The sequence below is a fragment of the Sphingopyxis sp. Geo25 genome (assembly GCF_949769135.1).
GTDB lineage: Bacteria > Pseudomonadota > Alphaproteobacteria > Sphingomonadales > Sphingomonadaceae > Sphingopyxis.
The window spans coordinates 213,713-238,621 of record NZ_CATKOZ010000004.1; the positions used below are offsets into that span (position 1 = coordinate 213,713).

The 24,909-nt window shown below is 65.5% G+C and carries 28 protein-coding genes, 1 tRNA gene and 1 other RNA gene; 9 read left to right on the forward strand and 21 right to left on the reverse strand.

Annotation, left to right across the window (positions count from 1 at the left end; all coding sequences use genetic code 11):
* Positions 1-11: 11 nt before the first annotated feature.
* The 4 genes from QOL68_RS13355 to eno form a co-directional block, all read right to left on the reverse strand.
* Positions 12-1,391 (reverse strand): pyruvate dehydrogenase complex E1 component subunit beta, encoded by a 1,380-nt coding sequence (locus tag QOL68_RS13355; RefSeq protein ID WP_204994345.1) that lies wholly within the window; start codon positions 1,389-1,391, stop codon positions 12-14.
* Between the two features lies 1 nt (position 1,392).
* The gene (gene pdhA / locus QOL68_RS13360; RefSeq protein WP_204994344.1) at positions 1,393-2,463 is read right to left on the reverse strand and encodes a pyruvate dehydrogenase (acetyl-transferring) E1 component subunit alpha; all 1,071 of its coding nucleotides are present in this window, start codon (positions 2,461-2,463) and stop codon (positions 1,393-1,395) included.
* Positions 2,464-2,592: 129 nt separating this feature from the next.
* Entirely contained in the window at positions 2,593-2,889 is a 297-nt protein-coding gene (locus QOL68_RS13365; protein WP_167541763.1) for an FtsB family cell division protein, read from the reverse strand.
* 99 nt (positions 2,890-2,988) lie between these two features.
* The gene (gene eno / locus QOL68_RS13370; RefSeq protein WP_282949561.1) at positions 2,989-4,263 is read right to left on the reverse strand and encodes a phosphopyruvate hydratase; all 1,275 of its coding nucleotides are present in this window, start codon (positions 4,261-4,263) and stop codon (positions 2,989-2,991) included.
* A 216-nt stretch (positions 4,264-4,479) separates the two neighbouring features.
* Between eno and QOL68_RS13375 the strand changes: the two genes are divergently transcribed.
* The 5 genes from QOL68_RS13375 (at position 4,480) to QOL68_RS13395 (ending at position 6,581) form a co-directional block, all read left to right on the forward strand.
* Positions 4,480-5,022, forward strand: coding sequence for a hypothetical protein (locus QOL68_RS13375; protein WP_282949560.1), 543 nt, complete (start codon positions 4,480-4,482; stop codon positions 5,020-5,022).
* A gap of 19 nt (positions 5,023-5,041) precedes the next feature.
* Positions 5,042-5,494: a hypothetical protein gene (locus QOL68_RS13380; RefSeq protein ID WP_058456086.1), complete on the forward strand. Its 453-nt coding sequence runs from the start codon at positions 5,042-5,044 to the stop codon at positions 5,492-5,494.
* A complete protein-coding gene (locus QOL68_RS13385) occupies positions 5,494-5,883 on the forward strand; it encodes a hypothetical protein (protein ID WP_282949559.1) in 390 nt (129 codons plus the stop codon). Before QOL68_RS13380 ends, QOL68_RS13385 begins: the two co-directional genes overlap by 1 nt.
* The gene (locus QOL68_RS13390) at positions 5,867-6,256 is read left to right on the forward strand and encodes a hypothetical protein (protein WP_058456085.1); all 390 of its coding nucleotides are present in this window, start codon (positions 5,867-5,869) and stop codon (positions 6,254-6,256) included. The genes QOL68_RS13385 and QOL68_RS13390 overlap by 17 nt, the downstream gene beginning before the upstream one ends.
* A 109-nt stretch (positions 6,257-6,365) precedes the next feature.
* The gene (locus QOL68_RS13395; RefSeq protein WP_058456084.1) at positions 6,366-6,581 is read left to right on the forward strand and encodes a DUF4170 domain-containing protein; all 216 of its coding nucleotides are present in this window, start codon (positions 6,366-6,368) and stop codon (positions 6,579-6,581) included.
* Between the two features lie 90 nt (positions 6,582-6,671).
* On the opposite strand, the gene QOL68_RS13400 is transcribed toward QOL68_RS13395, so the two are convergent.
* The 4 genes from QOL68_RS13400 to QOL68_RS13415 all read right to left on the reverse strand — a co-directional run bounded on the left by QOL68_RS13400 (position 6,672) and on the right by QOL68_RS13415 (position 11,044).
* Positions 6,672-6,950 (reverse strand): ETC complex I subunit, encoded by a 279-nt coding sequence (locus tag QOL68_RS13400; protein ID WP_282949558.1) that lies wholly within the window; start codon positions 6,948-6,950, stop codon positions 6,672-6,674.
* A 93-nt stretch (positions 6,951-7,043) separates the two neighbouring features.
* Positions 7,044-9,509 carry an ATP-dependent helicase HrpB gene (gene hrpB, locus QOL68_RS13405; RefSeq protein WP_282949557.1) on the reverse strand — a complete coding sequence of 822 codons (2,466 nt, stop codon included), beginning with the start codon at positions 9,507-9,509 and terminating at the stop codon, positions 7,044-7,046.
* Entirely contained in the window at positions 9,506-9,892 is a 387-nt protein-coding gene (locus QOL68_RS13410; protein WP_283404319.1) for a DUF1801 domain-containing protein, read from the reverse strand. The genes hrpB and QOL68_RS13410 overlap by 4 nt, the downstream gene beginning before the upstream one ends.
* A gap of 138 nt (positions 9,893-10,030) precedes the next feature.
* Positions 10,031-11,044: a polyprenyl synthetase family protein gene (locus QOL68_RS13415; RefSeq protein WP_204994337.1), complete on the reverse strand. Its 1,014-nt coding sequence runs from the start codon at positions 11,042-11,044 to the stop codon at positions 10,031-10,033.
* A 104-nt stretch (positions 11,045-11,148) separates the two neighbouring features.
* On the opposite strand from QOL68_RS13415, the gene QOL68_RS13420 reads away from it, so the two are divergent.
* Positions 11,149-11,436, forward strand: a complete 288-nt coding sequence (locus QOL68_RS13420) for a chorismate mutase (protein ID WP_058456080.1) — start codon at positions 11,149-11,151, stop codon at positions 11,434-11,436.
* Complete coding sequence (locus tag QOL68_RS13425) at positions 11,433-12,122, forward strand: glutathione S-transferase N-terminal domain-containing protein (RefSeq protein ID WP_282949555.1); 690 nt, start codon at positions 11,433-11,435, stop codon at positions 12,120-12,122. Before QOL68_RS13420 ends, QOL68_RS13425 begins: the two co-directional genes overlap by 4 nt.
* A 259-nt stretch (positions 12,123-12,381) precedes the next feature.
* Here the strand turns inward: QOL68_RS13425 and QOL68_RS13430 are convergent, their stop codons facing one another.
* The 8 genes from QOL68_RS13430 to QOL68_RS13465 all read right to left on the reverse strand — a co-directional run bounded on the left by QOL68_RS13430 (position 12,382) and on the right by QOL68_RS13465 (position 20,211).
* The gene (locus QOL68_RS13430; protein ID WP_282949703.1) at positions 12,382-13,686 is read right to left on the reverse strand and encodes a sensor histidine kinase; all 1,305 of its coding nucleotides are present in this window, start codon (positions 13,684-13,686) and stop codon (positions 12,382-12,384) included.
* Between the two features lie 96 nt (positions 13,687-13,782).
* Positions 13,783-14,445 carry a response regulator transcription factor gene (locus tag QOL68_RS13435; RefSeq protein WP_058456077.1) on the reverse strand — a complete coding sequence of 221 codons (663 nt, stop codon included), beginning with the start codon at positions 14,443-14,445 and terminating at the stop codon, positions 13,783-13,785.
* 104 nt (positions 14,446-14,549) lie between these two features.
* Positions 14,550-14,858: a hypothetical protein gene (locus QOL68_RS13440; RefSeq protein ID WP_282949554.1), complete on the reverse strand. Its 309-nt coding sequence runs from the start codon at positions 14,856-14,858 to the stop codon at positions 14,550-14,552.
* Between the two features lie 96 nt (positions 14,859-14,954).
* Positions 14,955-15,029 (reverse strand) — tRNA-Val (locus QOL68_RS13445).
* Between the two features lie 164 nt (positions 15,030-15,193).
* Complete coding sequence (locus tag QOL68_RS13450) at positions 15,194-15,466, reverse strand: HU family DNA-binding protein (RefSeq protein WP_003044445.1); 273 nt, start codon at positions 15,464-15,466, stop codon at positions 15,194-15,196.
* 182 nt (positions 15,467-15,648) lie between these two features.
* Complete coding sequence (lon, locus tag QOL68_RS13455; protein WP_058456076.1) at positions 15,649-18,045, reverse strand: endopeptidase La; 2,397 nt, start codon at positions 18,043-18,045, stop codon at positions 15,649-15,651.
* Positions 18,046-18,178: 133 nt separating this feature from the next.
* Positions 18,179-18,514 (reverse strand): YbaB/EbfC family nucleoid-associated protein, encoded by a 336-nt coding sequence (locus QOL68_RS13460; protein ID WP_282949553.1) that lies wholly within the window; start codon positions 18,512-18,514, stop codon positions 18,179-18,181.
* Positions 18,511-20,211 (reverse strand): DNA polymerase III subunit gamma/tau, encoded by a 1,701-nt coding sequence (locus QOL68_RS13465; RefSeq protein ID WP_282949552.1) that lies wholly within the window; start codon positions 20,209-20,211, stop codon positions 18,511-18,513. The genes QOL68_RS13460 and QOL68_RS13465 overlap by 4 nt, the downstream gene beginning before the upstream one ends.
* A gap of 58 nt (positions 20,212-20,269) precedes the next feature.
* On the opposite strand from QOL68_RS13465, the gene QOL68_RS13470 reads away from it, so the two are divergent.
* Positions 20,270-20,713 (forward strand): hypothetical protein, encoded by a 444-nt coding sequence (locus QOL68_RS13470; protein ID WP_283404320.1) that lies wholly within the window; start codon positions 20,270-20,272, stop codon positions 20,711-20,713.
* On the opposite strand, the gene ffs is transcribed toward QOL68_RS13470, so the two are convergent.
* The 4 genes from ffs to QOL68_RS13490 all read right to left on the reverse strand — a co-directional run bounded on the left by ffs (position 20,712) and on the right by QOL68_RS13490 (position 23,532).
* Positions 20,712-20,809: signal recognition particle sRNA small type (gene ffs / locus QOL68_RS13475), an RNA gene on the reverse strand. The two genes, QOL68_RS13470 and ffs, sit on opposite strands and share 2 nt — an antisense overlap.
* Before the next feature lie 143 nt (positions 20,810-20,952).
* Positions 20,953-21,819, reverse strand: coding sequence for a hypothetical protein (locus QOL68_RS13480; protein WP_282949550.1), 867 nt, complete (start codon positions 21,817-21,819; stop codon positions 20,953-20,955).
* 286 nt (positions 21,820-22,105) lie between these two features.
* On the reverse strand, positions 22,106-22,444 hold the full coding sequence (locus tag QOL68_RS13485; protein ID WP_282949549.1) for a 2Fe-2S iron-sulfur cluster-binding protein: 339 nt from the start codon (positions 22,442-22,444) through the stop codon (positions 22,106-22,108).
* Entirely contained in the window at positions 22,441-23,532 is a 1,092-nt protein-coding gene (locus QOL68_RS13490) for a cysteine desulfurase family protein (protein WP_282949548.1), read from the reverse strand. The genes QOL68_RS13485 and QOL68_RS13490 overlap by 4 nt, the downstream gene beginning before the upstream one ends.
* Positions 23,533-23,795: 263 nt before the next feature.
* Here QOL68_RS13490 and QOL68_RS13495 point away from each other — a divergent pair, with 263 nt between their 5' ends.
* Positions 23,796-24,452, forward strand: coding sequence for an alpha/beta hydrolase (locus QOL68_RS13495; RefSeq protein ID WP_058453864.1), 657 nt, complete (start codon positions 23,796-23,798; stop codon positions 24,450-24,452).
* A gap of 179 nt (positions 24,453-24,631) precedes the next feature.
* Here QOL68_RS13495 and QOL68_RS13500 read toward each other — a convergent pair whose 3' ends face one another.
* Positions 24,632-24,796 (reverse strand): hypothetical protein, encoded by a 165-nt coding sequence (locus QOL68_RS13500; RefSeq protein ID WP_282949547.1) that lies wholly within the window; start codon positions 24,794-24,796, stop codon positions 24,632-24,634.
* Positions 24,797-24,909: the final 113 nt, after the last annotated feature.

Consider the following 24,909-nt stretch of genomic DNA (forward strand, 5'->3'; position numbering starts at 1 on the left):
CTTCCGGTGCGTCAGGCGCGATTGGTGATCGCCTTCACCGCCGCGATGACGCGCGGGGTGTCGACCAGTGCCGCCTTTTCGAGATTGTGCGCATAGGGGAGCGGCACATCCTCGTTGCAGACGCGCACGACCGGCGCGTCGAGATCGTCGAAGCCCTGCTCCATCGCGACCATCGCGAGTTCGCTGGCGATCGAGCAGACCGGCCAGCCTTCCTCGACGACGACGAGGCGGTTGGTCTTTTTGAGGCTTTCGAGCACCGTCGCGGTGTCGAGCGGACGCAGCGTGCGCAAGTCGATAACCTCGGCCTCGATCCCCTCGCCCGCGAGCGCGTCGGCGGCTTCGAGCGCCAATCCGACGCCGATCGAATAGCTGACGATCGTTACGTCGCGACCCTCGCGCATGATGCGCGCCTTGCCGATCGGCAGGACATAGTCGGCGACGTCTGGCACCTCGAAGCTGCGGCCGTAGAGCAGCTCGTTCTCGAGGAAGACGACGGGATCCTCGCTGCGGATCGCGGCCTTGAGCAGTCCCTTCGCATCGGCGGCGTCGTAAGGCGAGATCACGATCAGGCCGGGGACGCTCGCGTACCAGGGCGCATAATTCTGGCTGTGCTGTGCGGCAACGCGCGAAGCGGCGCCGTTGGGCCCGCGGAACACGATCGGGCAGCGCATCTGGCCGCCCGACATATAGTTGGTCTTCGCCGCCGAGTTGATGATGTGGTCGATCGCCTGCATCGCGAAGTTGAAGGTCATGAACTCGATGATCGGCTTCAAACCGCCCATTGCGGCGCCCGAACCAAGCCCCGCGAAGCCATATTCGGTGATCGGCGTGTCGATGACGCGGCGTGCGCCGAATTCGTCGAGCAGCCCCTGCGTCACCTTGTACGCGCCCTGATATTCGGCGACTTCCTCGCCCATCACGAAGATGCGGTCGTCGGCGCGCATCTCCTCGGCCATCGCATCGCGCAGCGCCTCGCGGACGGTGAGCTTGACCATCGCGGTGCCCGCCGGGACCGACGGATCGGCCGCGCGGGCGACCGGCGCCGGTGCGGCGGGTGCCGGCGCGGCGGCCGGCGCCGGGGCCGGTGCAGGCGTTTCGACAGGCGCCGGGGCAGCAACGGGCGCAGGTGCCGGAGCGGCAGCCTCTTCGCCCTCGCCGGCGATCGTCGCGATCACGGTGCCGACCTTCACATTGTCGGTGCCCTCGGGGACCAGGATCGACGCGATCGTGCCTTCGTCGATGGCTTCATATTCCATCGTCGCCTTGTCGGTCTCGATCTCGGCGAGGATGTCGCCCGACTTGACCGTATCGCCTTCCTTGACGAGCCACTTGGCGAGCGTGCCCTCTTCCATCGTCGGCGACAGTGCCGGCATCTTCAGTTCGATGGCCATCTCAATATTGCTCCACCAGCACGTCGGTATAAAGTTCATGCAGTTCGGGTTCGGGCGCGCTTTCGGCGAAGTCGGCCGCGTCGCTGACGATCTGGCGGATTTCCTTGTCGATCGCCTTGAACTTGTCCTCGCCGATCCCGGCCTCTTCCATCAGCTTCTTGAGATGTTCGATCGCGTCGCTTTTGTCGCGCACCGCCTGCACTTCCTCGCGGCTGCGATATTTCGCGGGGTCGGACATCGAGTGGCCGCGATAGCGATAGGTCTTGAGCTCCATCAGCACCGGGCCCTTGCCCGCGCGGACCCATTCGATCGCCGCCTCGGCCGCGCCGCGCACCGCGAGCACGTCCATGCCGTCGACCTGCATACCGGGAATGCGGAAGCTCTCGCCGCGGCGATAAAGCTGGTCCTCGGCCGACGAGCGGTTGACCGACGTGCCCATGGCGTACTGGTTGTTCTCGATCACGAAGATGATCGGCAGCTTCCACAGCTCGGCCATGTTGAAGCTCTCGTACACCTGGCCCTGGTTCGCGGCGCCGTCGCCGAAATAGGCCATCGCGATGCCGCCGTCGCCGCGGTACTTGTGCGCGAAGGCGAGGCCGGTGCCGAGCGACACCTGCGCGCCGACGATGCCGTGGCCGCCGTAGAATTTATGCTCGACGCTGAACATGTGCATCGAACCGCCCTTGCCGCGCGAAATGCCGGCGGCGCGGCCCGTCAGTTCGGCCATGATGACCTTTGGATCGATGCCGTAGGCGAGCATATGGCCATGGTCGCGGTAGCCGGTGATGACGCTGTCCTTGTCGCCGTCGAGCGCCGACTGCAGGCCGACCGCGACGGCTTCCTGCCCGATGTACAGGTGACAGAAGCCGCCGATCAGACCGAGGCCGTAGAGCTGGCCCGCCTTTTCCTCGAAGCGGCGTATCAGCAGCATCTCGCGATAGAATTTCTCGAGTTCCGCGGGCGTCGCGTCATAGGGCGCGGGATCGCGCGGGGACTCGCGATTGGTTGCGGGAGCCGGGGTGGAGGCGGTGTTTTTCGGCGCAGCAGCTTTGCGCGCTGGGGCTTTGGCCAAGGCGGGTTTCCTTTACGGTTAGCCGTTACGGCAGGGCTCCCCTATAGGAGCGCGAAGCCCTGTTTGGCAACGCCCGCTTGGGTATAGCAATGTTGCTGTTTTCGTATGCAGCGAAGGCAGCGATGCCGTTCAGGGCTTCGCGCCGGGCTCCAGCGGAATCGCGATCTCGTCGGGGTGCATTACGCCCAGTTTCTCGCGCACATATTCGTCGGCAAGGTCGGGATCGACGCGGCGCCGGTCGAGCAGGTTGACGCGGTTCTGCAGCTCGGTCTGCTTCTTCGTCAGTTCGCTCAGGATGACGCGCTTCTTCTCGACCGACTGGCTGTAATCGCCCCAGGCATAGAGCCCGGTCGGGCCGAAGATGATATAACCGATCATCGCCAGCACCGCGATCAGCGCCACCGCAGGGCCAACCGCCCGATTCATCGATTTCCGGAATTTGTGCCGCTGCGTCATTTCAGCCCTTGAATCAGAGTTGATTCGCGGCGTCAAGGCGTCAAACAGCACTTATCCGTCAGTATGGCCTTATCCGAAGATCGACGCGCCCGGATAGCGCGCCATGTCGCCCAGTTCCTCCTCGATACGGATCAGCTGGTTGTATTTTGCGAGCCGGTCCGAGCGTGCGAGGCTGCCGGTCTTGATCTGGCCGCAGTTGGTCGCGACCGCGAGGTCGGCGATGGTCGAATCCTCGGTTTCGCCCGAGCGGTGCGACATGACGGCGGTGTAGCGTGCGCGGTGCGCCATATCGACCGCGTCGAGCGTTTCCGACAGGGTGCCGATCTGGTTGACCTTGACGAGCAGCGAATTGGCGAGGCCGGTCTTGATGCCGTCCTCCAGACGCGCCGGATTGGTGACGAACAGATCGTCGCCGACGAGCTGGCACTTGTCGCCGATGAGGTCGGTCAGCGCCTTCCAGCCGGTGAAATCATCCTCGCTCATCCCGTCCTCGATCGACTTGATCGGGTAATCCTTGACGAGCGCGGCGAGATAGTCGGCCATCTGTTCGGGGCTCAAGGACAGGCCTTCGCCGCTGATCTCGTACTTGCCGTTCTTGAAGAATTCGGTCGCGGCGCAGTCGAGCGCGAGCACGACGTCGGTGCCGAGCTTGAAGCCCGCCTGGTCGATCGAGGCGGCGATGAAGTCGAGCGCATCGCGCGTCGAGGCGAGGTTCGGGGCGAAGCCGCCCTCATCACCCACGGCGGTCGCGAGGCCCTTCGCCGACAGGCCCTTCTTCAGCGTGTGGAAAATCTCGCTGCCCCAGCGCACGGCTTCTGCGAGGCTGCCGGCGCCGACGGGCATGATCATGAACTCCTGCACGTCGATCGGATTGTCGGCATGTTCGCCGCCGTTGATGATGTTCATCATCGGCACCGGCAAGGTGCGCGCCGAAACGCCCCCGACATAGCGATAGAGCGGCAGGCCGCGCGCGTCGGCGGCGGCCTTTGCGGCGGCGAGGCTGACGCCAAGGATCGCGTTGGCGCCGAGGCGGCCCTTGTTCGGGGTGCCGTCGAGATCGATCATCGCCATGTCGATCTCGCGCTGGTCCTCGGCATCGAGGCCGATCAGCGCGTCGGCGATTTCGGTGTTCACCGCCGCGACCGCCTTGGTCACGCCCTTGCCGAGATAGCGCGCCTTGTCGCCGTCGCGCAGTTCGACCGCCTCGTGCGCGCCGGTCGAGGCGCCCGAGGGCACCGCGGCGCGGCCGAAGCTGCCGTCCTCCAGCAGCACATCGACTTCGACAGTCGGATTGCCGCGGCTGTCGAGGATTTCGCGGCCGTGGATGTCGATGATGGCGGTCATGGAGGATCGTCCTGCTGAACGGCCCGTGACGGGCCGGGTGGGAAAGGCGCCCGCCTGTTATCGGCGCCTCGCCGCCAGTGCAACCGTCCGCACGGGAATTTCGGCGGATTTTTCTGTGGGGATGGAACCATTCATCGCGTGTTGCTATATTAAGGCAGACAGAGGAAAAACCGCCGCGCTTATGCGACGCCCGGCATAAAAAGAAGAGGACGACCGATGGCCAAAGCCGCTACTCCAGCCACCAAGAAACCCGCCCCCAAGGCCCCTGCCAAGCCCGCCGCAACCAAGGCTGCGCCCGCGCGCAAGCCCGCGGCGAAGAAGGCCGTCGCCAAGGATCATCCGATCCGCGACCAGCTCGCCGCGACGCGCGACACGATCAAGTCCGAAGCGTCGAAGAAGGCGGCCTCGCTGAAGGACGAAGCGGCGGCCCTGAAGAGCCAGGCCTCGGCCAAGGCGCGCGATGCGGCGACCAAGGGCAAGGACAAGGCTGCCGAAGCGGTCGGCAACCTCGCGAAGCTGCTCGAGGACGGCGCCGGCACCGTCGACAGCAAGTTCGGCAAGCAGTACGGCGACTACGCCCGCTCGGCCGCCGCGACCGTCGCCGGCCTCGCCTCGAGCCTCGACAAGAAGGATCTCGACGAACTCGCGGCTTCGACCCGCGACCTCGTCAAGAAGAACCCGGCGATCGCGGTCGGCGCGGCGACGGTGGTCGGCTTCGTGCTCGCCCGCCTGCTCAAGGGTGGTTCGAGCAGCGACTGACCGCTACAGTCGCCCGGCGATGCCTCCACCCGATTCCGATACGCCGCTGCAGGGCGATGCGCGTGGCTATGACCGCGTGAGCCACGGCTATGCGCCGGACGGGCGGCCGCTCGCGACGCCGCCCGTTCCGCTCAAGGACATCGTCGACGAGGTCGTGGACAATCTCTCGGCGACGGCGAAGGCCGAGATTGCGCTGCTCGAGGCGCGGAGCGAGCTGGCGCTGCATGGCGTCAGCTGGACCGCTGGCTGGGGTGCGGTCGCCGCGTCGGCCGCAGGAATTGCGATGCTGGCGCTGGCCTTTGGCGCGATCCTGGTGCTGCTGCCGCACGTCGGGCCGCTGCTCGCGACCCTGATCGTCGTCGGCGTGCTGCTGGCGATCGCGGCCTTTGCCGGATGGCGGGCGCAGGTCGCTTATGGCGACATCCGCACCGCGCTGCGCCGCGACCTGACAAACGAGGAGCCCGACGACTGATGCCGCGCACGCGCAACCGCCTGATCAACGCCGCACGGCGCTCGATGCTCCAGCGCGCCGAGCTGCATCGGCGGCTCGATGTCGCGAAGGCGGCGTTCACGCCAACCGCGCTCTATGCACGCGGGAAATATAATGTCGACGTGAAGGTCGACGAAGCCGCACAGACCGTCCGGCAGCAGTTCCGCGACAACCGCCTGCCGATCGCGATCGCGGCGGCCGCCGGGCTCGTCTGGCTGCTGCGCGAGCCGATCAAGGAGCATGCGCCGAAACTCGTGCAAAAAGCGCAGGAGCTGGCCGACGCGGCGATGGCGAAATTTCAGCCCGTCGGAGATGAAGAGCCGACGGACGACGAAGATTTGACGGAGGACCAAGATGAAGCCCCTGAGTGAAACCGCCAACGAAGCTCGCGCAAAAGCGAGCGAGCTTGCAGAGAAAACCGCAGAAAATGCTCGCGCGACGGCCGAGGCGGCGAAGGCGCGCATCCAGGACGGCTATGGCCGCGCCCGCGCCGTGACGAGCGATCTCGCCGACCGCACGCGCACCGCGACTGGCGAACTCGCCGCGAAAGGCCGCGAACAGGCCGAGGCTGCGCGCGAAGTCGCGGGCGAGTTCTATGAGAAGGGCAAGGTCCAGGCCAAGCGCGCGAACAGCAAGCTGAAGGACGTCGCCGAAAAGCAGCCGCTGGCGCTGGTCGCGGGCGCGGTCGCGATCGGGGCGCTGCTCGGCTCGCTGCTGCCGAAAGGCGGCACGAAGGACGATTGAGCCGGGCTTCGACGGACAGGTTGCGGACAGCTAGCTTGCCTATTGGCTCGTTCGGGAATAGGGGGCTGCGCTTCCCCTCCCCAGTCTCTTTACGCTTAGGAATCCCGAGATGAGCAAGCTCCACCTGGTTTTCGGCGGACGCGTCAGCGACCCCCAAGGCCTCGACTTCGTCGACCTTCACAACCTCGATATTGTCGGCCTCTATCCCGACTACAAGTCCGCCGAAAAGGCCTGGCGCAGCGCCGCGCAGCGCACCGTCGACGACGCCGAGATGAAATATGTCGTCGTCCACCTGCACAAGCTGCTGCAGCCCGAGGCGGAATGATCCGTCGCCCCCGCGAAGGCGGGGGCCGCTAGCAAGCTCCGCGCCGCTTCTCCAACGGCCCCCGCCTTCGCGGGGGCGACGCTTATTTGATCAACGGAAATTGTCGGCGTAGGCCTGAATCTTCAGCTTGCGGACGGGCGTCGGCATAACCTCCACCTCGATGCCATTTTTCTGCGCGTAGGCGACCGCCTCTTCCTGCGTCGCGAAGCCGAGGCGAAGCTGGCGCTGCGTGTCGCCGCTGCCGGCCCAGCCCATCAGCGGATCGGCCTTGCGCGCCTCGGCGGGCGCGAATTCCAGGAACCAGCGCTGCGTGCCCGCACGGCCCGACTGCATTGCATTCTTGGGCTTCTGGAAGATACGCGCTTTCATGGGTGGTCGTCCTGACTGGGATGCTTCTGCCGTCGCCTTAGCGTCAAGCATTTCAGACGAAAAGAGGGAAAGCCGTGCGAATGGTTGCGAGGCCTATTGCGTATCACGGCGCGCCTGCGCCGCCTTGGTGAGCAGGGTCGCCCGCGCGTTCGCCGGATCGTCGGGCCAGCTATGCTTGGGATAGCGGCCTCGCATCTCTTTCGCGACCTCGGACCAGCTGCCGCTCCAGAAGCTGACGATGTCGCGGCTCGTCTGGATCGGGCGATGCGCGGGCGAGGTCAGCGCGAGAACGAGCGGGATCGGCGGATCGCCGATCACCGGATGGCGCGCGAGGCCGAACATTTCCTGCACGCGCACGCTGACCGTCGGGCCGCCGTCGGCGCCATAGTCGATCGCATGGCGGCTGCCCGCGGGCGTGATGAAATCGGCGGGCGCGAGCTTTTCGAGCAACTGCCGCGCGGGCCAGTCGAGCAGGCCCGAGAGCGCATCCGCGAGCCGTTGGTCGCCGATGTCGCGCAGGCCGCGCGATTTTTCGAGCAGCGGCGCGAGCCAGATATCGAGGCTGTCGGAAAGTGCGGGCGCCGACAGCGCATCGAGCCCCGCGAAGGACGCGCGCTGACGCAATGCCTGCGACACCGGCCCCCACCCGATCAGGCCTAGGCCCTTTTCGCGCACCGCGGCGAGGCGCACCGCGACATCATCTTCGGCGCCCCCGCTTCGCGCCGTCTGCCCGCTCGACAGCGCGATCGCGCCGAGGCGGCGTTCGCGGCGATGGTCGACGCGGTCGGCCTCGGCATCGTAGCGGCTCGCCGACCGGCTTTCGATCTGATCGGCAAAGATCGTTTCGACCTCGGCCAAGCCGATCGGCGCCGCGCCCAGAATGCGCACCCCGGCGGCGTGGCCCTGCGCGTCGGCGATGGCCAGCCATTCGCTGTTCGCCAGCGGATCGAGCGGGTCGAGCTTGTAGGCGCGGCCGCCCGCGCTCAGATAGTCGCCGCGCTGGCCGGCGCGCCGGCGCGCGACACGGTCGGGCCAGGCGGTCGCGATCCAGCCACCCACCGACCGTTCGCCGAGTTTGCTCTCGCCCGATGCGCGTTTCTTGCCAAGCTCGGCGAGGCGCCGCGCCAGCCGCCACGCGCCTTCGGAGCGGTCGCCGCGCATGGCCTGCCAGCGCCCGAGCCGCGCCTCGACATCGACGCCGCGCCCGCCGAGCCCCGGTTCGGTGAGCAGCACCGCGAGCTTCGCGGCGAGGTCGGCCTCGCCTGCCCGCGCCGCATCGAGCAGCATGTGCGCGAGCGGTACCGGCAACGGGATCGAAGCAAGCGCCTTGCCGTGCGCCGTGATTCGCCCGTCGTCGCCGAGCGCGCCGATCGCCCGCAGGCGCATTTTCGCCTCGGCGATCGCGGCGGGTGACGGCGGATCGAGCCAGCCGAGCTGGCGCGGATCGATGATGCCCCAGCTCGCGCAGTCGAGCACCACGGGCATCAGGTCATTCTCGTGAATTTCGGGCGGGTCGAACGGCGGCATGCCCGCGGTCGCCGCGGCTTCCCACAGGCGATAGGCCACGCCCGGCCCCTGCCGCGCCGCGCGTCCCGCGCGCTGCGTCGCCGACGCCTGGCTGGCGCGTTCGGTCACGAGCCTTGCGATCCCCGCCGCCTTGTCGAAGCGCGGGCGCCGCGACAGGCCGGCGTCGATCACGATGCGCACGCCCTCGATCGTCAGGCTGGTTTCGGCGATGCTCGTCGCGAGGATGAGCTTGCGGCCGCCGTCGGGATCGCGGACGAGCGCTTTTCGCTGCTGCGCCGGGTCGATCTGGCCGTGGAGGCGGTGGACGACGAGCGGCAGCCCCGCCGCCTCGACCGCCGCCGCGGCGCGCTCGATGTCGGCGGCGCCGGGCAGGAAGGCGAGCACGTCACCGTCCGCCTCGTCGGCCATCGCGTGCCGCACCGCCGCCAACACCGACGCCTCGAGCCGATCCTCGGCGCGGCGGCCGATATGGCGCAAGTCGAGCGGCCAGCTCTTCCCTTCGCTCTTCACCACCGGCGCACCGCCGAGCAGTGCGCCGAAACGCGCGCCGTCGAGCGTCGCCGACATCGCGACGAGGCGCAGGTCGTCGCGGAGCCCCTGTTGCGCGTCGATCGCGAGCGCGAGCGCGAAATCGCCGTCGAGGCTGCGTTCGTGGACCTCGTCGAACAGCACTGCCGAGACGCCCTGCAGCTCCGGATCGGTGAGGATGCGATTGCGGAACAGGCCGGGCGTCATGACCAGCAGCCGCGTCGCCCCCGACTGCTTGCTGTCGAGGCGCGTCGCATAGCCGACCTTGCCGCCGACCGCCTCGCCCATTTCCTCGGCGATCCGCTCCGCCGCGGCGCGCGCGGCGAGCCGGCGCGGCGAGAGCAACCACACCGTCCCCTTGCACCACGGCTGGTCTAGCATCGCCGGCGCGACGCGCGTCGTCTTGCCCGCACCCGGCGGCGCGACGACGACGACATTGGGTTTGAGCACGAGCGCCGCCATGATGTCGGGCAGCACGGCATCGATCGGAAGCGGCTGCGTCATGTGCGTGCTGCGGGATTGCCCAGTTCGGCGTTGAGGCGGAAGGCTTCGGCGGCGAGGCGCGCGACCTGTTCGGCCGTCACCTTGGTCGCCTCGGTCATCACCAGGTTGCCGAGTTCATATTTGCCGCTCGCCTTGATCCGTGGATCAAGCGCGCGCAGCCGCTTGCCGCGCCAGAAACCGAGCAGCACGCGATGCTCCTCGGCGCGGATCAGGATGCACGGACCGTTCGCCATGAAGACGAGATTGGTCCATTTGATCGTCTCTTCGAACGGGGCGGCGCCCATGATCGCGGCGCGCATCATGGCGCATCGTTCGCGCTGCCAACCGGACAGGGCGGCGATATAGGCGTCGGGCGTTTCGGCGGCTGGACCCATCATCGGCATTTGTCGTCCCCGAAGCATTTCCGTCCCGTGCCCCTGCGAAGACAGGGACCCATCTGCGGCTAGGTCAAGATAGCACCGGCCGGTGATGGTCCCCTGTCTTCGCAGGGGCACAGAAACATAACGTTACCCGAGACCGCGCTAATAAGCGCGCGCGACCGCGAAGGCGACCGCTTCGGTCAGCGCCGATTTTGCCTGGCTCGCGCGGAAGCCGCCGATCGCGTCGACCGCGCGCTGACCATAGTGGCGTGCGCGTGCGAGCGTGTCGGCGATCGTGTCATGCTTCAGCAGCAGCGACTTGGCGTAGGCGAGATCCTCGTCCGACGTCTTGTGCCCGACAATCGCCTGCTTCCAGAATTCGCGCTCCTCGGCGCTACCCCGCGCATAGGCGAGGATGACGGGCAAGGTGACCTTGCCGTCGCGGAAATCGTCGCCGACGCCCTTCCCCATCGTCTCCGCGTCGGAGACATAGTCGATCGCATCGTCGACGAGTTGGAATGCGATACCGAGATTGCGTCCATAGGTGTCGAGCGCCGCTTCGGTCGCGTCGTCGCGTTCGGCGACGACCGCCGCGATCTTGCACGCGGCGGCGAACAATTCGGCGGTCTTGGCGTTGATGATCGCGAGATACTGGTCCTCGCTCGTCTCGATCCGGCGCTGCGCCGAGAGCTGGTTGACTTCGCCCTCCGCGATCACCGCCGAGGCGCGGCTGAGGATCTTGAGCACCTTCAGCGACCCGTCCTCGACCATCACCTCGAACGCGCGGCTGAACAGGAAGTCGCCGACCAGCACCGAGGCGCTGTTGCCCCAGATGGTGTTCGCGGTCTTGCGGCCGCGGCGGAGGTCCGATTTGTCGACGACATCATCGTGGAGCAAAGTCGCGGTGTGGATGAATTCGACCGCGGCGGCGAGCTTGCAGTGGCGGCGGCCCGGATAGTCGAGCAGCTTGCCGCAGGCGAGCGTCAGCATCGGGCGCATCCGCTTGCCGCCGCCCGCGATCAGATGCCCCGCCAGCTCGGGGATCAGCGGCACTTCGGACTGCATCCGGTCGAGAATGACCGCATTCACCTCGTTCATATCGGCGGCGACGAGCGCCATCATCGGGTCGAGCGAGGGCGGCCGGTCGCCGTGGAGGAGGTGGATTTCCGCAGTCATGACAAGCGCCGCCTTGGCCGGAGGACCGGCATTTTGCAACGACTTTCAGCTTGCCTTGCAGGCCCGCGCGGTGCCAAGCGTTCCCCACATAAGAGGAGCCGCACATGGTCGACCAACTCAGCCGTTACCGCCAGAGCATCGACAATATCGATGCGGCGCTCGTCTATATGCTCGCCGAGCGGTTCAAGGTGACGAAGGCGGTCGGCGAGCTGAAGGCGCGCGAGGGCCTGCCCCCCGCGGATCCGGGCCGCGAGGAGCGCCAGATCGGCCGGCTGCGCGAGCTGGCGCGCGATGCCGATCTCGATCCCGATTTCACCGAGAAGTTTTTGCGCTTCATCATCGACGAGGTGATCCGCCACCATCAGCAGGCGAAGCGGGAGACCGAGGCGTGACGCATCCGATTTTCGCCAAATGGCCTGCGCAGCATCCCGACCGGCTGCAACTGTTCGGCGCGCCGACGCCAAATGGGGTCAAGGCCAGCATCATGCTGGAAGAGACCGGCCTGCCCTATGAAGCCCACCGCGTCGACATCATGGCGAACGAAAGCCACGACCCGGCGTTTCTTGCCCTCAATCCGAACGGCAAGATTCCGGCGATCTACGACCCCGACGGGCCGGGCGGCACGCCGCTGGCGCTGTTCGAATCGGGGGCGATCCTCATCTATCTCGCCGACAAGACCGGCCAGTTCCTGCCCGCCGCTCCGGGCCGGCGTTATGAGGCCATCCAGTGGCTGATGTGGCAGATGGGCGGCGCCGGACCGATCTTCGGCCAGCTCGGCTTCTTCCACAAATTCGCCGGGCGCGAATATGAGGATAAACGTCCGCGTGACCGCTACGCGGCCGAATCGGCGCGGTTGCTGGGCGTTCTCGACGGGCGGCTCGACGGGCGCACGTGGATCATGGACGACGATTACAGCATCGCCGACATCGCGCTGCTCGGCTGGGTGCGCAATTTGATCGGTTTCTATGACGCCGCCGAGATCGTCGGCTTCGAGCGGTTCGGGCATGTGCAGGCGTGGCTGGAGCGCGGGCTGGCGCGCCCGGCCGTGCAGCGCGGGCTGGTGGTCTGCTCGGCCTGACTGGCAGCGCCCGCTTACGACCGCTTCCACCTCAAACTAGCCCGTCGTCACCAATTTGGACGGAATGACCGCAAACGACCGATTGCGGTCAGAGACGATCCTCCCCTACCGGGGGAGGGGGACCACCCGCAGGGTGGTGGAGGGGCACAGGAGATCATAGGCCGCGCCAGACTGCACGTACCCCTCCACCATGCTTCGCATGGTCCCCCTCCCCGTGCCGGGGAGGATCGGAGACGTCCGCTCCCCATCCCTAAGCCGCTTACCCCGCCGGCAGCCTCAGTCTTACCAGCAGCCCGCCCAGATCCTCGCTCTCTTCGAGCGCGATGCTGCCGCCGTAGATTTCGGCGACGTCGCGGACGATCGCGAGGCCGAGGCCCGTTCCGGGCTTGCCGCTGTCGAGCCGGACGCCCCGGTCGATGACGCGCTGGCGATCGGCGGGCGAGATACCCGCCCCATCGTCCTCGACGAGGATTTCGGCCATCGTGCCGGCGCGCTGGATGGTGACGAACACGCTGCCGCCGCCATATTTGGCGGCATTTTCCAGCAGATTGCCGATCAGCTCGTCGAGATCCTGCCGCTCGACGCGCACGACCAGCGTCTTGTCGCCCTCGGCATCGAGCCGGACGTTGGGGTAAAGCAGCCCTACCGCGCGCGAGACGCTGTCGACGCTGTCGCGAACATTTGCGCGTGCCTGCGCAGCGCCGCGGCGCCCGACGGCACGCGCGCGGGCAAGATGATGGTCGACCTGCCGCTGCATCGTCGCCGCCTCGCGCCGCACCGTTTGCGCAAGCTCGCTGTCCGACCCGGTCGCGCTGTTGACGAGCACGGTCAGCGGCGTCTTGAGCGCGTGCGCGAGATTACCGGCGTGGAGCCGCGCCTCCTCCGCCTGCTTCTCGTTGTGCGCAAGCAGCGCGTTCAATTCGTCGACCATCGGCTGCACCTCGAGCGGCAGCGGCGCGACGATCCGGCGGTTCTCGCCGCCGCGCATCGCCGCGATCGCGCGGCGGATCTGGCGCAGCGGCAGCAAGCCGTAAAAGGTCTGGAGTGCCGCAAGCACGATCAGCCCGAGCCCGAGCAGACCGAGACTGGGGATCAGCGTCGCGCGTACCGCGCGGATCTGCAGGTCGAGCGCGTCGCGCGACTGGGCGATCTGGAACCGCCAGCTCACCTTGCTGCCCGGCAGGATGACGTTGCGCTCGAGGACGCGAAGCTGTTCGTCGGGAAACTGATTGCTGTTGTAGGTGTGAAGCGCGTTGTCGATATGCGGCTGCGGCGGCTTCAGCGTGCGTTCCCACAGCGAGCGCGAACGATAGGGTTCCTGCCCGCCGCCGCTGATCTGCCAGTAAAGGCCGCTATAGGGTTCAAGGAAGCGCTGGTCGCCGAGCGGTTCGATCAGCCGCACCTCGCCGTCGGGCCCGATCTCCGACGAGCGGATCATCGCGATCAGCACATATTCGAGGCTGGAGTCGAAGTTGCGCGTGATCGCGCCGGTCAGCACGCGATCGAGCGCGAAGCCGCCGCCGATCAGCAGCACCGAGATCCAGATCGTCGCGATCGCGATCATGCGCCGCGCGAGCGAGCCGGTGATACGGCGCGTCAGCGCGGCGGGCTTTGCGGCTTCGGTCGCTATCGCCGGGGCGGCATCGGCCTCCGCCATGCCTTACTGCGGATCGTCGAGCTGGTAGCCGAGACCGCGGATGGTGGTGATGATATCGGCGCCCAGCTTCTTGCGGATGCGCGTCACGAACACCTCGATCGTGTTCGAATCGCGGTCGAAATCCTGATCATAGATATGCTCGATCAGCTCGGTGCGCGACACGACCTTGCCCTTGTGATGGAGCAGGTACGACAGGAGTTTATATTCCTGCGCGGTGAGCTTCACCGGCGCGCCGTCGAGCGTCACGCGGCCCGAGCGGGTGTCGAGGCGGACATTGCCCGCAATCAGCTCGCTCGATGCATTGCCCGCGGCGCGGCGGATCAGCGCGCGCAGGCGGGCGATCAATTCCTCGGTCTGGAAGGGCTTGGCGAGATAATCGTCGGCACCCGCGTCGAGCCCCGCAACCTTGTCCGACCAGCTGTCGCGCGCGGTCAGGACGAGCACGGGGAAGTTGCGCTTTTCCTTGCGCCAGCGGTCGAGCACCGTCAGCCCGTCGACTTCGGGCAGCCCGAGGTCGAGGATCGCCGCGTCGTAATTTTCGGTCGAACCCAGGAAATGGCCGTCCTCGCCGTCGGTGGCGAGGTCAACCGCATAGCCGGCCCCTTCGAGCGTCGCTTTGAGCTGCGGACCCAGCGTGGGTTCGTCCTCGACAATCAAAATCCGCATTCAGGCGCCTTTCCTTTGCGCGGCCGGGCGTCCCGCGCCGCGATAGTGCAACTCTGTACCAAGTCCCAACGATCATCGCAAAATGTCGTTGCGCTCGAAAAATGTCAGGGTTTGCGTCCGACGATCCGGCCGGTCCGCGCATCGACATAGACGACGACGACCTGCGCGCCGTCCATGAATTTCAACGCATAGAGCATCCGGCCGGCATCGAACTGCGGCCCGCCGAGATAGGTCATGCCGCTGTAGGGCGGGCGCGATTTGACGTCGGCGACCAGCCGGTTGAGCGGGATCACCTGCCCCTGCGCCGCGGCTTCGCGCAGATTGTCCTGGTCACGATCGCCGCGGGCGAACGCGGGCGTGCCCGCGGCGAGCAGCGAGGCGGATGCAAGGGTTATGGTCAGAATGCGGAACATGCCCATGGTCCTAGTGCGAACGCATTGAATAGGCGATGAATGGGGGAATAGGCGATAGTCGGCCTTTGCCGCCTCGCATCGATGCGCTTCGGGGAATGGTGGGCGCGACAGGGATTGAACCTGTGACCCCACCCGTGTGAAGGGTGTGCTCTACCGCTGAGCTACGCGCCCATTCCGAGGCCGGCTGACTGTCCGGCGCGTCCGAAAGCCGGACGGCCATAGCCGCTCGCGCCGGTAATGCAATGTCCATTTGCCGAAAATTCACCCGCCGATGCAAATCGGGCCGCAGCTTGCGCCACGGCCCGAGATGTTTTCACCAAAAGGGTCCGACCAACTTAGTTGACGGCGTCCTTGAGGGCCTTGCCGGCCTTGAACTTCGGCTGGTTCGACGCCGCGATGGTCATCGTTTCGCCGGTGCGCGGGTTGCGACCGGTCGAGGCCTTGCGCTTGCTGACCGCGAACGTGCCAAAGCCGACGAGGCGAACTTCGCCGCCCTTCTTGAGCGCGCCGGTGATCGAATCGAACACGGCTTCGACAGCCTTGCTCGCGTCGCCCTTGGTCAGGCCGCTCGAGTCAGCGACGGCGGCGATCAGGTCTTGTTTGTTCATGCCTAAGGAACCCCTGCATTATGGTTGGATAATCGATTCATGGCCCGAAGCCATGGCGCGCCACTAACGATGTTTCCCCCCGCCTTGTCAAAGCAAAAAAGGCCGAAAAACGCCCCAAAAAGCCGATTATGCGACGAATTTGGGTCCAAAAAGGGCCGGTGGCGCGAGCCGGCCCTTCGGGGTCAGTGCCGAATCGCGGATTCGGGGTCGCTGCCGGGCGAAATGGGCGGCGATGCGGCGAGTTCGTCGGCTTCGGTCCACTCGATCGGTTCGACCGGCGCCGCCAGCGCTTCGGCGAGCACCTGGTCGACATGGCTGACCGGAATGATCTTCAGCGACGACGTAATGTTCGCCGGAATCTCGACCAGATCTTTTTCATTCTCCTCGGGGATGAGAACGGTGGTGATCCCGCCGCGCAGCGCCGCGAGCAGCTTTTCCTTGAGCCCGCCGATCGCGAGCACACGGCCACGCAGCGTGACCTCGCCGGTCATCGCGACATCCTTGCGGACCGCGATGCCGGTGAGGGTCGAGACCATCGCCGTGACCATGCCGACGCCCGCCGACGGACCGTCCTTCGGCACCGCGCCCTCGGGCAGGTGGATGTGGATGTCCTTGCGCGCGAACAGGCTGGGCTTGATGCCATAGGCCGGGGCGCGCGCCTTCACGAACGACAGCGCCGCCTGCACGGATTCGGTCATCACTTCGCCGAGCTTGCCGGTAGTCCGCACTTGGCCCTTGCCCGACGCGGTGACCGCCTCGATCGTCAGCAGTTCGCCGCCAACCTGGGTCCAGGCGAGCCCGGTGACCGCGCCGACCTGATCCTCGCGATCCGAAACGCCATGGCGGAATTTCCGCACGCCGGCAAATTCGGCGAGATTGTCGGGGGTAACGACGACGCTTTCCGCCTTGCCCTCGAGGATCTTGCGCAGCGCCTTGCGCGCCAGACGCGCGATCTCGCGCTCGAGCGTGCGGACGCCTGCCTCGCGGGTGTAGTAGCGGATGAGGTCGCGCAAGCCTTCGTCGGTCAGCTCGAACTCACCGGCTTTCAGGCCGTGCGCCTCGATCTGCTTCGCGATCAGGTGACGCTTGGCGATCTCGACCTTCTCGTCCTCGGTATAGCCCTCGAGCCGGATGATCTCCATGCGGTCGAGCAGCGGCTGCGGCAGGTTCAGCGAGTTGGCGGTCGTCACGAACATCACGTCCGACAGGTCGACATCGACCTCCAGATAATGGTCCTGGAACTTCGCATTCTGTTCGGGGTCGAGCACCTCGAGCAGCGCCGAGGCCGGATCGCCGCGAAAATCCTGGCCGAGCTTGTCGATCTCGTCGAGCAGGAACAGCGGGTTCATCGTGCCAGCCTTCTTGAGGTTCGTCACGATCTTGCCCGGCAGCGAGCCGATGTAGGTGCGGCGGTGGCCGCGGATTTCGGCCTCGTCGCGCACGCCGCCCAGCGACTGGCGGACGAATTCGCGGCCCGTCGCCTTCGCAATCGAGCGGCCGAGCGAGGTCTTGCCGACGCCCGGAGGGCCGACGAGGCAGAGGATCGGCCCCTTCAGCTTGTTGGTGCGCGCCTGCACCGCCAGATATTCGACGATCCGGTCCTTGACCTTTTCGAGCGCATAATGGTCGTCGTCGAGGACGGCCTGCGCCTTCGCGATATCCTTCTTGAGCTTGGACTTCTTGCCCCAAGGCAGGCCGATCAGCGTGTCGAGATAATTGCGAACGACGGTCGCTTCGGCCGACATCGGCGCCATCGCGCGCAGCTTCTTGAGCTCGGCGTTCGCCTTGGCCTTGGCTTCCTTCGACATCTTGAGGCTGTCGATCTTGAGCTGCAGCTCGGCGAGGTCGTCGCCGCCTTCGCCATTGTCGTTGCCAAGCTCGCGCTGGATCGCCTTCAACTGTTCGTTGAGGTAATATTCGCGCTGGCTCTTTTCCATCTGGCGCTTCACGCGGCCGCGGATCTTCTTCTCGACCTGCAGCACGCCGAGTTCGCCCTCCATGAAGGCGAAAACCATCTCGAGCCGCTTCGCGGGCGCATCCTCGACGAGCAACGCCTGCTTGTCGGAGACCTTGATGTTGAGATTGCCCGCGACCGAGTCGGCAAGGCGCGAGGCGTCGTCGATTTGCGACAGTTGCACCGCGGTCTCGGCCGGCATCTTCTTGTTGAGCTTGGCGTAGCTTTCGAACTGGTCGACGACCGAGCGCATCAGCGCGGCGGTATCGACGCTGTCGTCGAGCGTGTCGGAGATCGGCTTTACCGTCGCCATCACCGCCTTGCCGTCATCGGCAAGGCTCGTCAGCTTTGCGCGTTCCTTGCCCTCGACGAGCACGCGCACGGTGCCGTCGGGAAGCTTAAGCAACTGCAAAACGGTGGCAATTACGCCGGTGTCATAAAGATCGTCGCGCTGCGGGTCGTCCTCGCCGGGATCGAGCTGGGCGACGAGGAAAATTTCCTTGTCGCTTTCCATGGCGGTTTCGAGCGCGGCGACCGAGCGGTCGCGGCCCACGAACAACGGAACGATCATGTGCGGGAAAACAACGATATCGCGCAGCGGCAACAGGGGATAGGATTGCGTCATCAGGGCTCCTGGACGCGCGCCGCGACCCGGCGCGCCATCCTTCTTATAGGCGGTTCATCGCTAATATGGCGTAACTTGCCGCGCATTCAATGACGCAAGCCTGAACGGACGGCGGAAGCTGGGGACAAGACCGTCAGAACGGCAGCTTGAACCCCGGCGGGAGCGGCAGGCCGCTCGTCATCCTGCCCATTTCCTCATTGCTTGCGGCATCGGCCTTTTCGCGCGCGTCGTTGAAGGCGGCGGCGAGCAGATCCTCGAGCATCTGCTTGTCGGAGGGGACCATCAGGCTGTCGTCGATGCTGATCGCCTTGATCCGGCCCTTGGCGGTCGCCGTGATCCTAACGAGGCCGCCGCCCGAGACGCCCTCGACCTCGACGGTGTCGAGCTTCGCCTGCGCCTCCTGCATCTGCGCCTGCACGGTCGCGGCGGCTTCCTGCGCCGCCTTCATCATTTCTTCGATCGATTTCATGGGTTCAGCCTTTTATGGTTGGCGTCGTCTTCGACAAGCCTTGCGTCGGGGAAAGCCGCGAGCGCGGCCTTCACGACCGGCAGTTCGCGAATACGGGACTCATTGTCGGCAAGCTTTGCGGCGCGCATCTGGCCGAGGCTCGGGCGCCCCTCGCCCTCGCCCGCCCGCACCTGCCAGCGGCTGCCGGTCTGGGCAAGCAGCGCCTCGCCCAGCCGGCGCGCGAAATCGCCGTCGAGCGCCGGAACGGGGGCGTAGACGAGCAAGCCGGGTTCGAGCTCCACAAGTTTGAGGTCGTCATAAACCTGGCGCGCAAGCTGATGATTACCGGCGCTTTCCAGAAGCTGGTGGATTTGCGCGATGGTGAGCGCCGAGGTCGGTGTTTCGGCGCTTTCCGGCACCGGTGCGGCCGCAGCCGCGCTCTCGCGCCCGCTCGGTGCGGGCGGCGCACCGAGCGGCATCGCGGGCATGCCGCCCGATTCGAGCAGCTTCGCAAGCTCGCCCGGATCGGGCAGCGACGCGGCGTAAATTACACGAAGCAGCAGCATTTCGAGATGTTCGAGCGGATTGTTCGCGCGCAGCACCTCGTCATGCCCCTTGAGCAAGAGCTGCCACAGACGGTTGAGCGGCGCGAACCCGAGCTTCTTCGCCCAGTCGCCGATGCGTTCGCGGTCGCTCGCGGCGAGCGCGGGATCGTCGTGGCGCGATACTTTGGCGAGCGTCACGGCGTGCGTCAGGTCCATCAGCCCGCGCACCATCGCGACGGGCTCGATCCCCAGCGCATATTGGGCGCGGGCAAGATCGATCGCGCCGCCGCTGTCGCCCTCGAGGATCGCCGCCATCAACTGCGTGATCGCGGTGCGGTCCGACAGCCCCAGCATCGTGCGCACCTGATCGGCGCTTATCTTGCCTCCGCCATCGAGGTCGGCATGCGCGATCGCCTGGTCGAGGATCGACAGGCCGTCACGCACCGAACCTTCGGCGGCGTTGGCGATCAGCCAGATCGCCGGCGCCTCGGCCTCGACGCCTTCCTTCTGCAGGATCGAGCTGAAATGCGCGAAGAGCATATCGGGGGTGATGCGGCGGAGGTCGAAGCGCTGGCAGCGCGACAGCACTGTCACGGGCACCTTGTTCACTTCGGTCGTCGCGAACAGGAATTTGACGTGTGGCGGCGGCTCTTCGAGCGTTTTCAGCAATGCGTTGAACGCGTTACGCGACAACATATGCACTTCGTCGATGATATAGATCTTGTAGCGCGCAGACACCGCGGCATAGCGCACCGCCTCGATGATCTCGCGCACGTCGTCGACGCCGGTGTTCGACGCGGCGTCCATCTCGATCACGTCGATATGGCGGCCTTCGGTAATCGCGCGGCACGGTTCGCACACTCCGCACGGATCGATCGTCGGCCCGCCCTGCCCGTCGGGGCCGATGCAGTTCAATGCCTTGGCGATCAGGCGCGCGGTCGAGGTCTTGCCGACCCCGCGCACGCCCGTCATCAGAAAGGCATGCGCCAGCCGGTCGCGTGCGATCGCGTTACCGAGCGTCTTCACCATCGCATCCTGACCGATCAGTTCGGCGAAGGTTTGCGGGCGATATTTGCGGGCGAGAACGCGATAGGGGCCGCTCGACGGCTGCGGCGCCGTCTCGGGCAGGTCCATTCCCAGCATCGGGGTATCGTCGTCGGCGGAATCGCTCATGCGCTTTGTCTTAGGGGGTCGGCTTGCCTTTGTCGAAAGCAAGATGCATCACGAGCAGATGTTTCGCGACACGGGCAAACTCGACGCGCTTTACGACCGCGCCCTGCGTATTCAGTCCGGGCTGAAGAACGGGAATTGCCAGCCTCTTTTCAACGCATTGGCGTGCCGTGGCTATCAACATGGGCAGGTCGTGCATGCGTGCGACTTCGCCATGGATGGCACCGGGTTCAGCCATCCGGCCTTCGCGCCCTATTGGTATCGAAGGGCGTGGCGAAGCGGCAACGCCAGCGCCGCGCAGCATATGGCAATGGACTGTTTTGCGCGGAATAATCTGCAAGGCTATCGACTTTGGCTTGGTCGTGCCGCGCGACTGGGTGATAAAGATGCAGCCTATGAGCTAAGCAAATTTGCGACGCGGCTGCCCTATCGCCGACTGCGCGCAATCAAACGTTTTCGCCCAGCCTATCAGCGCAAGCAGGGCGCCTCGATCGAAATGTGGTGAGGGTGGGAGCCGGAACGACCCGCAGCGAATTCGTTGCGGCTGCTTCCTTCCGGACCTGACCGGGTTGGCGAAGACTGCGTCCGCCCGACTCCCGCGGCGCATATGGCGGGGATGGTGATGAAATGCAAGATCGGCCGGGTCGACCGGCGTTTCGTCTGTTTTGGGGTGGGAAGCGGGCAGGCAGCTTCCGGTCACGCGACCGGAAATGCGGCCGTCGTTGGCAGTCTATTGCGCGGCGATCAGTCACTCACTTTGATCTGGGGAGCGATGGATGCAATGCAGGAATCATATTCAGACCTGCGAACAGACCCCCTTTTCATCAGAGAATTAGCCTGATTCGGCGACATCGCTGCATCGAGAATATTAGAGACGATTTGCAGATTGTTGAATTGCTTACAGGCTTGATAGTATCCTTCGGGGAGCAGCCTCGTGGCGCTTTCTGGATAAGCAAGCGTCGGAATTTCGTCGTAGTGGACCAATTTCTCATTCTTGTTTCTGCGAAGCGACAACTGGATAGATCTCGGGATGCCCCGTAGGCGAACGTGTTTACGGTCATAGAGGGTCGTCTTTCGATCTATACGAAGAATGAGCGCATCGGCGTCAGGTGTGCTCGGCCCGGTGTCCTCGGTACATTTCTCCAGCCATTGACGGGAATTCTTACCAAATCGCCTTGGCATTCTAGGATTGCTGGGGTCGTGAATCGCAAGGGCAGCTGCGCGACAAGAAGCGGCTGATTGGCTAGCAGCCAATCGGCGGCCCAAGAAATCCACTTTGTCGAAGTATCCCGCCGCGATAAACCAGCTTGGTGGAACCGGGCTCAAGTCTCCTTCTAGCACAAGAAGACGGGGATAATTTCCCGTAAGTGAGATTTTTGGAAGCTTCTGGAAATACTCCCTTCGCGCCTCGATTTCGTTCTCATAGCTCCTGTTGGAGACCCACGGCCAAACAAATTGCCCCAATGCTAGAACCAAGCCGATCGCCACGAGCCACCACTTACGAGTTATGAAGCCGGCAGCCCCAAGCCCAAAACCGATGATTAGGAATAGGGCAACCTTGACGAGCAGAAGGAACTGCATCGTTTTCAGGAAGTCGACGATAATTTCCATTGTGCTGCCGTCTATCGCTTCCTTGCCTTAACGGCTGATCGGGAAATGGCAGTAAATCCTAAATAAGATGTGGCCTTCTCATAACCCAGCAATTGGCAATGACGACTGATTTCGGAAAGGCCGCTTTTAAGAGGTCCGCACAATCGCCTGAGCGGCAAAGATCGGTCGTTTGCAGTCATAATGTGCACCCCGGCGAAAGCCGGGGCCCATGAAGCAAGCGCAGCGCTCATTGCCTGGATCCCGGCTTTCGCCGGGAATCACCAAGACGGCAACCGGTCGTTAGCTGTCAGCGCGGCCCCTGCATATTGCGGCTTTCGGAGGGAATATGGACCGTCAGCCCGTCAAGATCCTCGGTCAGCACGATCTGGCACGACAGTCGGCTCGTCCGGCGCACTCCGGCGGCGAGGTCGAGCATGTCTTCCTCCATCTCACTGGCTTCGGGGAGGCGGTCGAAATCCTGCCTGTCGACGATGACATGGCAGGTCGAGCAAGCCATCTGCCCCTCGCACGTCCCCTCGAGCGGCATCAGACGCGCCTGCGCGACGTCGAGCAGGATATCGCCCGGCTTCGCCTCGGCCTCGGTGCGCCCCTTGCCGTCGGCGTGGATGAAGGTGACGCGCATCAATTAACTCCCTGGAGCCGCGCGGCATCCTTGATCGCTTGCAGCCCCTCACGCAACTCCGCTTCGGTGGTGTAGCGTCCCCAACCGAGGCGGATCGAGGCACGGGCGTCGGCTTCGCTGACCCTCATCGCGCGCAGAACATGGCTGACCTTGCCCGACCCGCTGCCGCACGCGCTGCCCAGCGAGAAGGCGATGTTTCGCGCGTCGGACATCAGGCGGAGACCGTTCACGCCCTCGCGGCGGATGTTGAGATTGCCGTGATAACGCGGGCTTTCCGCGCCGTTGAGCGTCCATTCGGGGAGTGCGTCCATCGCGAGCGACCATAGTCGCTCGACATGCTCGGCATCCTTGTCGAACCGCTCGGCGGCGAGCGCCGCCGCGGCGCCGAAACCGGCGCAGAGCGCAGGCGAGACGGTTCCCGATCGCATCCCCTGCTCCTGCGCGCCGCCGAACATCAAGGGTTCAAGGTCGATGCCGTCGCGAACCCAAAGCGCGCCGATGCCCTTGGGTCCGTGGATCTTGTGCGCCGAGACCGCGATCAGGTCGGCGTCCGCCGGGATCGCCACGCGGCCATAGCCCTGCACCGCGTCGCAGAGCAGCAAGCTACCTTTCGCATGCGCGGCGGCGGCGAAATCGGCGACCGGCTGGATCGTTCCGACCTCATTGTTGACCAGCATCGTCGCGACGATACCGTTTTCGGGAATCAGCGTGTCGTCGGGCGGCAGCGCGAGCCCCTCGCCGTCCACCGGCAGAATATTTGCGTCCAGCCGTTCGAGGCATTGCAGCGAGGCGGCATGTTCGACGCTCAGCCCCGCGACGCCGCCCGGCTTCGCCTTCGCGCCGCTGAACAGCGCCCAGTTGAGCGCCTCGGTCGCGCCCGATGTGAAGAAGACGCGACCGCCGTTCGGCAGCAGCGCCGCGACCTGATCGCGCGCGACTTCGACCGCTGCCGCCGCGGCGCGGCCCGCCTTGTGCGTGCTCGATGGATTAGCGAAGCCGTCTCCTTCCCCCGGGCCTTCCAACCAGCGCAGCATCGCCTCGCGCGCTTCGGGGGCAAGCGGCGTCGTGGCCTGATAGTCGAGGTAAATCATGGGGCGCGGCAATCGTCTGTGAGGAACCAATCAAACCCCGTTCGCATCGAGCGAAGTCGAGATGCCCATCGGTGGCACATGCCTTCTGGGTGTCTCGACTTCGCTCGACACGAACGGAAACGGGGAGCGTGTCGCCACCTTATTGCGAGCGATTCGCAAAAGTTGCAACTTGCCACCTATTTTCTATATAGGCGCCACCTTCGCTCCGCCACCCCGCCAGCCGGCGATTCGGCCTTGAGCTCAAAAAGATAAGAGGTGCTCCCATGCCCGACGTCATTTTCCCCGGCCCCGAGGGCCGCATCGAAGGCCGTTTCTCGCCACCGCCGCGTCCGCGCGCGCCCGTCGCGCTGATCCTGCACCCGCATCCGCAGGGCGGCGGCACGATGAACGACCGCATCACGCAGGCGATGTACAAGAGCTTCGTCGCGCGCGGTTTCGCTGTGCTCCGCTTCAACTTCCGCGGCGTCGGCCGCAGCCAGGGCACGTTCGACAACGGCATCGGCGAACTCAGCGATGCCGCGTCGGCGCTCGACTGGGTGCAGTCGATCCATCCCGAGGCGCAGACGACCTGGGTCGCGGGCTTCAGCTTCGGCGCGTGGATCGGGATGCAGCTCTTGATGCGCCGCCCCGAAATCCGCGGCTTCCTGTCGGTCGCGCCGCCGGCGAACATGTACGACTTCAGCTTCCTCGCGCCCTGCCCCTCGTCGGGCATCATCGTTGCGGGCGGTCAGGACGAGATCGTTCCTCCGGCCGCGATCCAGAAGCTCGTCGACAAGCTGCGCACGCAAAAGGGCATCACCATCCATCACGACGAGATCCCGCGCGCCAATCACTTCTTCGAGCATGAGCTCGACCAGTTGATGAAGTCGCTGGACAACTATCTGGATATGCGGCTCGCACCCGATTCGCCGATCCGCTGACATTCAGATCCTCCCTGTCGCGCAGCGATGGGGAGGTGGCAGCCCCCTTCGGCTGCCTTATAGGCGCTCAGCATAAACTTCGCCTTTGGCGAAGCGCTGACGGAGGGGCTGGTGCCTATCCGCCCCTCCACCGCCTTCGGCGGTCCCCGTCCCCACCGCTACGCGGCAGGGAGGATTTTTCACTTCGTCGGGATCATCCAGATCGCCACATTGGCGAACAGCACCAGCGCCGCGACGACCATCAGGAACGCGCGGCGGCGGTCGCCGTGGCGGAAGACCATGAACGCGCCGCCGAGCAGCGCGAAACCGCCTAGCATGGCGATCGAAAGCAGCGTGTCACCCATGGCGGCGCTCTACGCGGCGTCCCCTGCCCGGTCAAACCCGCTCTCCGGTCGGGCCCGCTTTGTGACAAAATAATGGATCGCGGCTTATGGCCAATTCGCGACGCTTCGCCTAA